10 protein-coding genes are annotated in these 12,074 nt (G+C 70.7%); 5 read left to right on the forward strand and 5 right to left on the reverse strand.

Annotated elements, in window-relative coordinates; all coding sequences use genetic code 11:
- Positions 1–34 precede the first annotated feature (34 nt).
- Complete coding sequence (locus BJY18_RS34540; protein WP_184784027.1) at positions 35–1,303, reverse strand: FAD-dependent monooxygenase; 1,269 nt, start codon at positions 1,301–1,303, stop codon at positions 35–37.
- Between the two features lie 463 nt (positions 1,304–1,766).
- Positions 1,767–2,279, reverse strand: coding sequence for a MarR family winged helix-turn-helix transcriptional regulator (locus BJY18_RS34545; RefSeq protein WP_246459060.1), 513 nt, complete (start codon positions 2,277–2,279; stop codon positions 1,767–1,769).
- A gap of 221 nt (positions 2,280–2,500) precedes the next feature.
- On the opposite strand from BJY18_RS34545, the gene BJY18_RS34550 reads away from it, so the two are divergent.
- Together BJY18_RS34550 and BJY18_RS34555 are read left to right on the forward strand one after the other, a co-directional pair.
- Positions 2,501–3,145, forward strand: coding sequence for a DUF1345 domain-containing protein (locus BJY18_RS34550; protein WP_184784028.1), 645 nt, complete (start codon positions 2,501–2,503; stop codon positions 3,143–3,145).
- Positions 3,146–3,268: 123 nt separating this feature from the next.
- Positions 3,269–4,426 (forward strand): exo-alpha-sialidase, encoded by a 1,158-nt coding sequence (locus BJY18_RS34555; RefSeq protein WP_184784029.1) that lies wholly within the window; start codon positions 3,269–3,271, stop codon positions 4,424–4,426.
- Between the two features lie 4 nt (positions 4,427–4,430).
- Here the strand turns inward: BJY18_RS34555 and BJY18_RS34560 are convergent, their stop codons facing one another.
- On the reverse strand, positions 4,431–5,006 hold the full coding sequence (locus tag BJY18_RS34560; protein WP_184784030.1) for a TetR/AcrR family transcriptional regulator: 576 nt from the start codon (positions 5,004–5,006) through the stop codon (positions 4,431–4,433).
- Between the two features lie 90 nt (positions 5,007–5,096).
- Between BJY18_RS34560 and BJY18_RS34565 the strand changes: the two genes are divergently transcribed.
- A complete protein-coding gene (locus BJY18_RS34565; RefSeq protein WP_184784031.1) occupies positions 5,097–6,182 on the forward strand; it encodes a saccharopine dehydrogenase family protein in 1,086 nt (361 codons plus the stop codon).
- A 72-nt stretch (positions 6,183–6,254) separates the two neighbouring features.
- Here BJY18_RS34565 and BJY18_RS34570 read toward each other — a convergent pair whose 3' ends face one another.
- Both BJY18_RS34570 and BJY18_RS34575 read right to left on the reverse strand, forming a co-directional pair.
- Entirely contained in the window at positions 6,255–7,709 is a 1,455-nt protein-coding gene (locus BJY18_RS34570; RefSeq protein ID WP_184784032.1) for a sulfatase family protein, read from the reverse strand.
- On the reverse strand, positions 7,706–9,058 hold the full coding sequence (locus BJY18_RS34575; protein WP_184784033.1) for an MFS transporter: 1,353 nt from the start codon (positions 9,056–9,058) through the stop codon (positions 7,706–7,708). The genes BJY18_RS34570 and BJY18_RS34575 overlap by 4 nt, the downstream gene beginning before the upstream one ends.
- A 157-nt stretch (positions 9,059–9,215) precedes the next feature.
- Between BJY18_RS34575 and BJY18_RS34580 the strand changes: the two genes are divergently transcribed.
- A complete protein-coding gene (locus tag BJY18_RS34580; RefSeq protein ID WP_312874063.1) occupies positions 9,216–10,259 on the forward strand; it encodes a LacI family DNA-binding transcriptional regulator in 1,044 nt (347 codons plus the stop codon).
- A complete protein-coding gene (locus tag BJY18_RS34585; RefSeq protein ID WP_312874064.1) occupies positions 10,256–12,070 on the forward strand; it encodes a glycoside hydrolase family 2 protein in 1,815 nt (604 codons plus the stop codon). The genes BJY18_RS34580 and BJY18_RS34585 overlap by 4 nt, the downstream gene beginning before the upstream one ends.
- The last annotated feature ends 4 nt before the right edge of the window (positions 12,071–12,074 follow it).

The following is a 12,074-nucleotide window of genomic DNA, read 5'->3' on the forward strand; positions in this document are numbered from 1 at the left end:
TCCTTCGCGAAGTGTGCGTGCTCGGTGTTCGGTGTCAGCGCGCGAACTGGTAGCGGATGGACTCGTTGTCCGGGTCCCGCAGCGGGGTCCCGTTCCACAGCCAGTCGTAGGACACGTCGGACTCGCCGTCGAAACTGCGTAGCTTCTCGTCCCGCACGCGCTGCTGCGGACCGTCGGGCAGGTGGTAGAAACTCATGTTCCGCAAGGACGCGTCCTGCACCATGCCGGCGTGTTTGGCCCGGCGGTGCACGTACCGGGCCAGCGCGGCGTCGATCCCGTCGCGGGTGACCTGGCCCAGCTCCTCGGCGAGCACGGCCGCGTCCTCCATCGCCTGGGACGCGCCCTGTGCCTGGTAGGGGAGCATGGCGTGGCAGGCGTCGCCGAGCAGTGCGACCCGGTCGTCCACCCAGACCGGATCGCGGCGGCGCCGGTACATCGCCCAGACCGAGACGTCGTCCTTGGCCTTGGACAGCATCGCGGGCACGCGGTCGTCCCATTCGGAGAACTCACCGGCCAGCTGCTCCGCGGTCGCCGGCCCGCTCCAGTCCCGTTCGACGCTGTCGGTGCACGGCACGATCGCGACGACGTTGAGGTACTGGCCGCCGCGGATGAGGTAGTGCACCAGGTGCTTGTCCGGGCCGTACCAGATCGTCGAGTGGTAGCGGTCGACGAGGAACCGGGTGGCCGGATCGGCGGCGATGCTGTCTCCGGGGATCAGCGCGCGGTAAGCCATCTCCCCGGAGAACGCCAGCGTGTCGTCGAAACCGGCGAGATCCCGTACCGCGGAACGGATTCCGTCCGCACCCACCACGAGGTCGCCCTCGAACCGCCGTCCGTCCGCGGTGCGCACGGCCGGCCTCTGCGGATTCGCCCGGTCCAGGCCCACGACTTTTGCGTCGGTCGCCAGTTGCACGGCCGGGCCGGGACCGTCCGGATCCGTGCAGGCGTCCAGCAGCACGCGGTGCAGGTCCGCGCGGTGGTAGTGCCAGTAGGGCGCGCCGTACTGCTCGACGACGCGTTCGCCGAGCGGAAGCTGGGCGATGATGCTGCCGTCCGCCCAGCGGCGCCGGACCTGGTCCTGCGGTGCGCACCGGATCCGCTCCAGCCGGGACCGCAGCCCGAGCCCGAGCAGGATCCGGCTCGCGTTCGGCGCGGTCTGGATGCCCGCCCCGATCTCGCCGAGCTGCGGGGCCGCCTCCACGACGGTGGTCCGCAGGCCGCGCTGCCGCAGGGAAAGCGCCGCGCAGAGGCCACCAAGGCCACCCCCGGCGACCACCACCTCGAAAGACTGCTTCGCCGCCACGGGACCTCCTGTCGTCGTCGGTTCGCGGATAATCCGAACACGTATTATCCGGATGCGCAATAGTCGACGGGAAGTTTCCGCTCGGGGATTTCGGATGCGGGTGCGGTGGGGTGCGGGCTTGCCAGGGCGAGGGTGGGATGCGTTCGGGAGATTGGCTGGGGTGCTGCGGTGCCGGAGCCGGCGGTGGTACGGGCTTGTGCGGTGGTGTCGAGTCAGCCGAGGAGAGGTGTGGCGGCGCGAAGACCAGCATGGGGACAGACGTGGCGGCGCGGGTCTGCGCGGGACCGATGTTCGGTGGCCGCGTTGCCGATCCGAGGCGGCCAGCGTGGTCGGGCGGCCAGCGTGGTCTGGTGAGACCGCGTTGCCGGTCCGAGGCGGCCAGCGTGGTCAGGTGAGACAGCGTTGCCGGTCCGAGGCGGCCAGCGTGGTCAGGTGAGGCAGCGTGGTCGGGCGGCCAGCGTGGTCAGAGTTCCGGACGTTCGGCGACGGCTTCCCACAGCTGGCCGAGGTCGTTCAGCAGTTCCGCCACCTCCTCGCGGCGGCCGGACGGGCAGTTCGCCAGCAGGGCCTCGTCGAGGTGGCGGGTGCGCCGGGTGACTTCGAGGAAGGCCTCGTCGCCCTCGTCGGTCAGGGTGAGGACCTTCGCGCGGGCGTCGTGCGGGGCGGGGCCGCGGGCGATCAGGCCGCGCTTTTCCAGGCGGCGGCACACGTCGGCCATGGTCGAGGTGTCCAGTGCGACCGCGTTGGCCAGCGCGGTCTGGTCGTAGCCGGGATAGGCGCGCACCGCGGAGAGCACCGCGAACTGCGGACCGGTCAGCACCGGGTCGACGTGGCGGCTCCAGGCGGCAAGATAGGCCTGATACATCCGCCGCGCGCCGTACCCGGGGGCGGCGGCGAGGTCCGGCGGAACCGGCGGGCTGACGCGCCGCCGCGGTCGCGAACCGTTCTTCGATGACCCGCCGACTGCTGCTGACATCCTTCGACCCCGGCTACCTTTTCTTCGCTCCCGACGCGTCTTGTCCCCCCGATGATACGCCCTCGGATCAACTGGGCGGATTCGCCCGCTCACGGCCGGTATGTCCACTCCGGACCGTACGGATACGGCCCGACGGTGACCACAGTGGAGGGTCGCCGGGCGGCAGCAGCGCACGTCCGCGACCGGCGAACCCGCCGCGGGGACCGATACGGTGTCGAACCATGCGCCGGCCGAACCGTGAATCGACTCGTCAACTCCTGGCGCTGCCGCCCGCCCTGCTGGGCCTGCTGGTCCCGGGCGGTCCGGTCGTGAAGGTGCTCGCCGTCTGGGACGTCTACTCGCTCTGCTACCTGGGCCTGGTCTGGCTGGCCTTCCGCGGGCGTGATCACGCGAGCCTGCGTGCGGTGGCGCTCGAACCGGGCGGGCGGCGCGCGACGACGCGCTGGTTCGTCTCCCGGCCGGAGCAGGTCTCGCAGTCCGCGGCGGGGGCGGCGCTGCTCGCGACGGTCCTCGCGATGCCGCAGGCGCGGACCCTGGGCACTGCGCCGGGTCTGGTGCTCGCGGTCTGCATCCTCGCGGTCTTCTGCTCATGGCTGGTCCTGCAGGCCGGTTTTGTGATCGCCTACGTGAACCTGCACGCGCGGGAGGGCGGGCTGGACTTCCCCGGCGACGAGGAGCCGGTCGCGATCGACTTCCTCTACTTCGCGGTCTCAGTCGGCACGACCTTCGGCACCACCGACGTCACGGTGACCCACCGCCGGATGCGCCGCCATGTGCTCGTCCACGGCGTGCTCGCGTTCTTCTTCAACACCCTGATCCTCGCCGCCGCGCTCACCATCCTGACCTCGTACATCGCGGCTTCCTGAGCGGCTTGATCCGCCGATCGGACGCAGCGGCGCGGGCGAACGGCGGATTGCCGGGGCAGGCGACCCTGGTGATCATCGAAGTGGTTCGGACCATTCCGGTCCGGTTTCGGCAAAGGACGTCCGATGCCTGCCACCACTTTCGCCGCCCGCTGCGGCGCTGCTGTTCTCCTGCTGATCGCGCTGGTGACCGGCGCCCCGCCGGCCGGTGCCGCGCTCGACCGCACCCCGCTGCGGGACGGGACCGGGTTGTACCCGCGGCTGATCCGGCTGGAACATTCCGGCGATGCCAACGGAAACCTGATCGCGAGTGTGGTCGATTTCGACGACCAGGGCGGCAAAGGGGTGATCTACCGCAGTACCGACAACGGTGCGACGTTCACCGAGGTCGGTACCGTCCGTGATCCGGCGGCCCAGGGCGGGCTCTGCTGCTCGACCCTGTACGAGCTGCCGAGCGCGGTCGGCGATCTGCCCGAGGGAACCCTGCTGTGGGCGGCGTCGGTCGGCGCGGACGCTGCCGACCGGCGGATGTCGGTGCCCATCTGGCAGAGCCGTGACCAGGGCAGTACCTGGCAGTCGCTTTCGGTGTGCCGCACCGCGGAGAACGACCGGGGCATCTGGGAACCCGAGCTGTCGGTGGACGCGGGTGGCCGGCTCGTCTGCCACTACTCCGACGAAACCGATGCGGCGCACAGCCAGCAGCTGCGCGAGTCGTTCTCCACCGACGGAGTCACCTGGAGCGCCCCTGCCCCGACCGTCGCGCCGGCGAATGCCGGTCTGCGCCCGGGAATGTCGACGGTGCGCCGGCTCGGGGACGGAAGCTACATCCTCGTCTACGAAATCTGCGGAAGCGGCGACCAGTACGACTGCGGCACGTACTTCCGCACGTCGGCGGACGGGGCCGACTGGGGCCCGCCCGACGATCTCGGGCAGCTGCTCGCCTCGGACTCGGGTCAGTACTTCGCGCATGCCCCGACCGTGAACCGCATCGACACCGGCACCGGACCCACGCGGCTGGCGGTGGTCGGGCAGCAACTGCGGAACGCGAACGGCGACCTCGACCCGGGCAGCGGCAACACAGTGCTGATCAACGACAACGGCGGGGTCGGCGCCTGGCGTGCCGTGGCGGCTCCGGTGGCCGTGGCGAACCCGCAGAACGAACCGTGCGCGAACTACAGCTCCACGCTCGCCGTACCGACGGACGGCAGCACGCTGATCGAGATCGCCAACGACCACGACGGGGACGTCTGCAAGCCGTTCTACGGCTCGGTGCCGATGCCCTGAGCCGTCACTCGTCCGGCATTCCCGCGACCACCTCGCGGAAGGTCGTGGTGACTTCGTCCACGCACACGGCGAAGCTGTCCCGGCCGCCCGCGTCGATCCATCGCGCGAACGCGTTCTCGAACACGAGCCCGGCGATCCGGGCCACGAGTTCGGCTTCTGCCGGCGAGGCGCCGCGATCCTGCAGCGCCTCGCCGAGCACGGCGGTGACCGCGGCGAGCTTCGTCCGCTCGCGTTCCCGCAGTTCCGCGCTGGCCGAGATCACCGCGCGTCGCTCGGCCGTCCGCTCGATCCGTGTCACCAGCAGGGCGCCGGTTTCGCGTATCGCGCGCAGGGCCGCGGACAGCGGGTCGGCCTCCGCTTCGACCGCGCGCACTGCCTCGGCCATCACCGGCGGTAGCTGCTCGCTGCGGGCGAACAGCACCTCGCGCTTGTCCGGGAAGTAGCGGAAGTAGGAGCGGCGGGTGATCCCGGCGCGCTCGGCGATCTGCGTGATGGTGACCTCGTCGTAGCCATGGGTGCTGAACAGGTCCAACGCGGCTCGCGTCAGTCGCTGTTCGGTCCCCGGATCCCACCTTGCCACCCGGTCAGGCTACCAGTGATGTCTCACTGTGCCGTCACCTGTGCTACGGTTGGTGATGACACAGTGAGACATCGTGGGAGGAGGCGCGGGATGGCGGAGCACACGCGGTCCGGCGAGATCTGGGTGCTGGGGGCGACCGGGCGGATCGGCCGGTCGGTGGTGGCGGGGCTGGCCCGGCAGGGCGTCGATCCGGTCCTGGTCGGCAGGCGCCGTGCGGCCCTGGTCGCCCTGCAGGCCGGATCCGGCCGGGAAAACGCGGACAAGATCGTCGTCGCCGACGGGACGGAGGCGATCGCGGACGCGCTTCGGGCCGGCCGTCCGGCCGTCGTGGTCAACCTCATCGGGAATTACGCCGAAACGGCTCGCGTGTTCGCCGACGCGGTCCTGCCCGGCGGTCACTACGTGGATCTGGCCGCCGATCCGGTCGCCGTCCCGCAGGTGCTCGACCGGCACGGTGAGGCCGTCGACGCGGGCAGCACGCTGGTCACCGGAGCCGGGTTCGGCGTGCTCGCCGCGGAAGCGGTGGTGGCGGCTCTGTGCGCCGACCGTCCCGTGCCCGACCACGTCCGGGTCGACGCGCTGGCGTCGGTCGCCATGGAGGCAGGGGTGGTGGGTGAGGCGTTCGCGTCGTCGATGATCGAGGGGATGAGGAACGGCGGGCTGCGCTACGAGAACGGCCGGCTGGTGAAAACCCGCCTCGGTGCCGACCCGAAGACTCTCACGCTGCCGGACGGTGAGACCGCCAAATCCGCCGGCGCTGCGACGGGCGAGCTGTTCGCCGCGCAGCGGGTGAGCGGGGCGCCGGCGGTCACCGCGACGTCCGCGCTGGCGCCGACCTCTCCGGTGGTGCGCGCGGTCCTCCCGGTGGCCGGTGCGCTCCTTTCGATCCTGCCTTTGCGCCGGTTCCTGGTTCGTCAGATGGCTCAGGCGAAGATGAAGGCCTCGCCACGGCCGCGCCGGCACTCCTGGGGACACGCCGTGGTCACCTGGCCCGACGGGACCGTGCGCGAGGGCTGGCTCCGCGCCGACGACGGAATGGACTACACCGCCGCCGTCATCACCGAAGTGGCACAACGACTCGCGCGCGGAGAGGGCAGGCCCGGCGCGTACACCCCGGCCGCCGCGTTCGGAGCGGACGTGGCGGTCAGCGCCGGTGGCACGTTCGTCCCCGCCTGACGCTTCCCCTCGTGAGCGGCGAACAGCCGGTTCTCACCGGCCACGCCGCTCACGACGGCAAGTCGGTGGGGGTCAGTGTTTTCTTGCATATCCGCGTTCGGGTACGGGCAACGGATCCTGCGTGCGCAGCAGCCACTGCACGAGTTCCACGAGCAGTGAGTCGCGAGTGGACGAATGCTCGGGCGCGGACCACAGGTTCTCGGTCTCGAACGGGTCCTCGGCCAGGTGATACAGCTGGCCCGCACCGGACTCGTCGACGACCAGTTTCCAGTCGCCGCGGCGGATCATCCGGCGGTGACCGCCCTGGGTGACCGCGTTGAGCTCGTCGAAGTCGAACAGGTCAGCCGGCCCGCCGAGGCCGGGCATCGGATCGGGGACGTCGGCGGCGGTGTAGGTGCGCCCGCCGATGCCCTGTTCCACGTAGGCACTGGTGAACTCGCCCGGGTCCGCGACAGCGCCGGTGAGCAGTGGCCAGAAACTGCGGCCCTGCACGCCGTCCGGGACCGCGAGCCCGACGGCGTCGGCAAGCGTGGGCAGGAGGTCGGCCAGGGACACGTGCGCGGAACTTGGCTCCGGCCGCGGTACGACGCCCGGACCGCGGATGGTCAGCGGGACCCGGCAGAGCACCTCGGGCACCTCAGGTCCCTTGCGCAGCAACCCGTACTCACCCACGAAGTCGCCGTGGTCGGCCGTGGTGACCAGCAGCGTGTCCTCCAGCAGCCCGCGTTCCCCGAGGAATCCGGTGAACCGCTGGATCTGGTCGTCGATCAGCCGCAGCATGCCCAGGTAGTTGGCGCGGGCACGAGGGATCGATTCGGCCAGCGAAGGATTCGCCGCTTCCTCGAGCCGGCGCAGGTACTGCCACGGGAACGACCGACCGGCGGTGTCCTGCGGACCGGTGGCGACCGGCGGCAGCGATTCGGGCGGGAACAGGGAGAAATACGGTTCCGGGACCTGGTAAGGGTTGTGTGGTTCGGGAAACGAGAGCAGGAGGAAGAACGGCTGGTCGCCGACGCTGTCCACCCACCGCTGCGCGGAAGTCACGATCCGATGTGGACACTGCAGTTCCACCGGGAACGGCGTCGGCTCGGGATGTGTGCGATGGCGCAACTCGGTCAGCCACCGGTCGAACCGGGCCTCGTCCTCGCTCACCGGACCGAGCGCGCCGCCGTGCAAGTAAGGCTCGTAGTAGTCGACGTCGTCGGCGGTCAGGTAGGTGTGGTTCTTCCCGACCAGTGCGGTGGAATAGCCCGCCGACCGCAGCAGGCCGGGCAGGTCCTGTTCGAAGCGCGCCAGGTCCATCGCGGGGTTCTCCCGCACGCCGTGCGCACCAGGGTAGCGGCCGGTCAGCAGGCTGGTGCGCGCGGGACAGCACAGCGGAGACGTGGTGTACGCGCGGTCGAACCACACCCCCTCGCCGGCCAGCCGGTCGGTGTTCGGCGTGGTGTCGAGCGGGAAACCCCCGCGGGCACACAGATCGGCACGCTGCTGGTCGCTGACGACGACGACGATGTTCCGCGCGGTCATTCGGCTGCTCCAGGTAGGGCTCGGGTGGTGGCGGGCAGTGCTGCGGTGGCCGGGCTGGTCGCGGGCCGCAGTTTCGCCGTGCACCAAAAGCCGATCGCGGCGATCACGACGAGCAGCCCGGCCACGAGCCACGGACTGCCGTCCATGGCGATCAGGATGGACACCGCGGCCAGGTTGCTGAGCCCGCCGAGGGTCGCGGTGAGCTGGTAGACCAGCGAGATCGCGGTGTAGCGCAGATGCACCGGGAACACCTCGGCCAGCAGCGTGCTCTGCACCGCGAACTCGGTCCCACTGGCGAACGATAGGCTGGCGATCATCACCAGGACGATCAGCACCGCGTTCCCGCTGCCGATACCCAGGAAGAACGGGTACGACATCACCGCGATCAGCGCGACCCCGAAGAGGTAGATCCGCTTGCGGCTCACGCGGTTCGCGAGGCGGCCGATGAACGGCACGTAGGCGATCTCGACCGCGGCCGCCGCGGCGCTGGCGAAGAGCACCACGTCGCGGTCCACGCCGATCACCGTCACGCCGTAGGCGATGGCGAGTCCGCCGAACACGTTGCCTGCCACCGCGTCGACGGCCCGTGCGCCCAGTGCCAGGAAGAAGTTGCGCGGGCAGGTGCGCAGCAGTTCCAGAACCGGCACCTTCGCCTGTTTACCGGCGCGCTTGACCTCGGCGAACTCCTTCGGCTCGGTCAGTCGCAGCCGGAAGTACAGGCCGAACACCAGCAGTACCGCGCTGAGCAGGAACGGGATGCGCCAGCCCCAGAGCAGATACTGGTCCTCGGGCATGGTGGCGCACGCGGCCACCAGCAGGGTGGCCAGCAGCCCGCCGGCCGGGTTGCCCACCTGGGGCAGGCTGCCGAAGAACCCGCGCCGGCCCTCGGGCGCGGATTCCAGCGTGTTCAGCGCGGCACCGGCGTACTCCCCGCCGAGCCCGATGCCCTGCAGCACGCGGAGCCCGACGAGCAGGAACGTGGCGGTGACGCCGATCGTGCCGTAGGTCGGGAGCGCGCCGATGAGGACGGTCGAGACGCCCATGATCAGCATCGTGGTGGTGAGCATCGACTTGCGGCCGAGGCGATCGCCGAAGTGGCCGAAAATGAGCCCGCCGATCGGCCGGGCCAGATAGCCCACGGCCGCGGTCGCGAACGCCAGCAGCGTTCCGACCAGCGGGGTCATCGTCGGGAAGAACTCCTTGTTGAACACGATCGCGGCCGAGGTGCCGTAGAGGCCGAAGTCGAACCATTCGAAGGTCGCGCCGAGGAAACTGGCGACGACCACGCGCCGCATGGGCGGCGCGCCGGTGGCCGGGCCGTCCGCGGCGTCGGTGCTGCGTGCGGGCATGCGTGCTGCCTCCAACCGGGGGAGCGGGGTGGCGGGCGCCACCGATTACAACGTTGTAAGCCGTACCGTGCTGATAGTCAACCCTCGACCATGGACTGAGTTATGTACCAGGTGGTTGCATTGCGAGAATGCTGTACAACGTTGTAATGTCCGGCTCGTGGGTGGACGAGTCACGTTGCAGGACGTCGCCTCGCGGGCCGGGGTTTCGATCAAGACCGTGTCCAATGTGGTCAACGATTTCGACCGGGTGGCCCCCGAGACGCGGCTGCGCGTGCAGGCGGTGATCGACGAGCTCGGCTACCGGCCGAACCTGTCCGCCCGGCAGCTGCGCTCCGGCCGGACCGGCGTGATCGCGCTCGCGGTCCCCGACCTGGCCGCGCGGTACTTCGCCGAGCTCGCCACCGCCGTGATCGCCCAGGCCCGGCGGCACGCGATGACGGTGCTGATCGAGGTCACCGGCGGTGAGCGCAGTGCCGAGCTGGCGATGGCGCGCGGTCTCGGATCCACCCTGATCGACGGGGTGATCCTCAGCCCGCTCGCGCTGAGCCAGGCGGACCTCTCGGGCAAGCCGGGCCGGGTGCCGGTGGTGCTGCTGGGGGAGCGGGACTACGCGCACACCTTCGACCACGTGCTGATCGACAACGTCGCCGCGGCCCGGGAGGCCACCGCGCACCTGCTGGCGACCGGGCGGAAGCGGGTCGCGGCGATCGGGGCGCAGCGCGGTCCCGCATCGGCCACCGCGCACCTGCGGATGCGCGGGTACCAGGAGGCCGTGCGGTCGGCCGGTGCGCCGGAGCTGCCCGAGCTGATGGCGCCGGCCACCCAGTTTTCCCCCACCGAAGGGGCCGAGGCGATGCGGCAGCTGCTCGCGTTGCCCGAGCCGCCCGACGCGGTCTTCTGCTTCAGCGACATGCTCGCGCTCGGTGCGCTGCGGGCGGCTCACGAGGCCGGCGTCCGGGTGCCCGAGGACCTGGCGATCGCCGGCTTCGACGACACCGAGGAGGGGCGTTACGGCGTTCCTTCGCTGACGTCGGTCTCGCCCGACAAGCCCGAGATCGCCCGGCAGGCGGTGGCGCTGCTGGCCGATCGGATCGACTCCGAGGGCCGCCCGGGGCGCAAGCCCGTGCGCACCGAGGTCGGCTATGAACTCATGGTGCGGGAAAGCTCCGCACCCGCCCGGACGACGAAAGGTTCCCTGTGACTGACCCGGTGCACCCCCGCCCGCAGCTCGTCCGCGAGCACTGGACCGACCTGTGTGGACAGTGGGAGTTCGGCTACGACGACACCGACGAGGGCCGCGACGGGCACTGGTGGCGGGGCCGGGACGCCTTCTCCCGGACCATCACGGTGCCCTTCCCGCCGGAGTCCCCCGCGAGCGGGATCGGTGATCGCGGGGAGCACCCGATCCTGTGGTATCGCAGGGAGTTCCGCGTCGCGGCGAAGCCGGGGGAGCGGGTCCTGCTGCACTTCGGCGCGGTCGACTACCGCGCCACCGTCTGGGTCAACGGCCACGTCGTGACCACGCACGAGGGCGGGCACGTCGGCTTCCACGCCGACATCACCGCCGCGCTGCGTCCCGCGGACGAGGACCAGGTCGTCGTCGTGCGTGCCGAGGACGAGCCGCGTGATCCGACGCAGCCGCGCGGCAAACAGCACTCCGACGACGCGCCCACGGACATCTGGTACCACCGCACCAGCGGGATCTGGCAGCCGGTGTGGCTGGAGACCGTGCCGGCCCGGCACATCGAAGCCCTCCGCTGGACCCCGGACGTGCCGGACGGCAGCGTCGCGCTGCGACTGCGCGCGCGAGTGAAGCGGAACGAGAGCGCGGCAGTCCGCGTCGTGCTCCGGCTCGGCGAGGAAACGTTGGCGGACAGCACGTTCCGGCTGCCCGAAGGTGGCGAGCTCACCGAGCGGATCGCGATTCCCGCCGCACGGGACAGCCGGAGCGGCGGCCGGCTGTTGTGGAGCCCCGAGCATCCGGCGCTGGTCGACGCCGAGATCACCCTGCTCAGCGAGGGCGCCGGTGCCGACTCCGTGCGCAGCTACTTCGGACTCCGCGAGGTCGGGACCTCGGATGGGCATTTCCTGCTCAACGGGCGTCCCTACTTCCTGCGGATGGTGCTGGAGCAAGGCTACTGGCCCCAGAGCCAGCTCACCGCGCCCAGCGGCGAAGCGCTGCGTGAGGAGGTCGAGCTGATCAAGTCGCTCGGCTTCAACGGCGTGCGCATCCACCAGAAAGTCGAGGACTCCCGCTTCCTGTACTGGTGCGACCGGCTCGGCCTCGCGGTGTGGGGGGAGATGCCGAGCAGCTTCGCCTTCTCGCCGTCCGCGATCGACCGGTTCAGTCGCGAGTGGACCGAGGTGCTCGAGCGCGACGCGAGTCATCCCTCGATCGTCACCTGGGTACCGGTCAACGAGAGCTGGGGAGTGTCCGAAGTGGCCACCCGGCGGGACCAGCAGGACTACGTGGCCGCGTTGTACCGGCTCACCCGTGCGCTCGACCCCAGCCGTCCGGTGATCTCCAACGACGGCTGGGAGCACGTCAGCAGCGACATCTGGACCGTGCACGACTACGCGCCGGCCGGGGACGTGCTGCGCCGGCGTTACGCCGACCCGGCGGCGATCAACGACGTCCTGCGCACGATCCGGCCCGGCGGTCGCCGGCTGCATCTCGGCGACGTGCGCCGGGACGGGCAGCCGATCATGCTCAGCGAGTACGGCGGTGTGAGCTACGCGCCGGGCGACGAGCTTTGGTACAACTACAGCACCGCGGCCTCCGCCGACGACCTGGTCGAGCGCTACCGCGACCTCACCACCGCGCTGCTCGACTGCGCCGCAGTGGCCGGATTCTGCTACACGCAGCTGACCGACACCGAGCAGGAGACCAACGGCCTGCTCACCGCCGCCCGTGAGCCGAAGGCCGATCCGGCGGTACTGCGCGAGATCACCGCACGCCCGGCCCGTTCGGTGGCCGCGGAGCTGCTGGGGCTCGACACGCCCGAGCGATAACCTG

Origin of the sequence: Amycolatopsis jiangsuensis (assembly GCF_014204865.1) — a bacterium.
Taxonomy (GTDB): Bacteria; Actinomycetota; Actinomycetes; order Mycobacteriales; family Pseudonocardiaceae; genus Amycolatopsis; species Amycolatopsis jiangsuensis.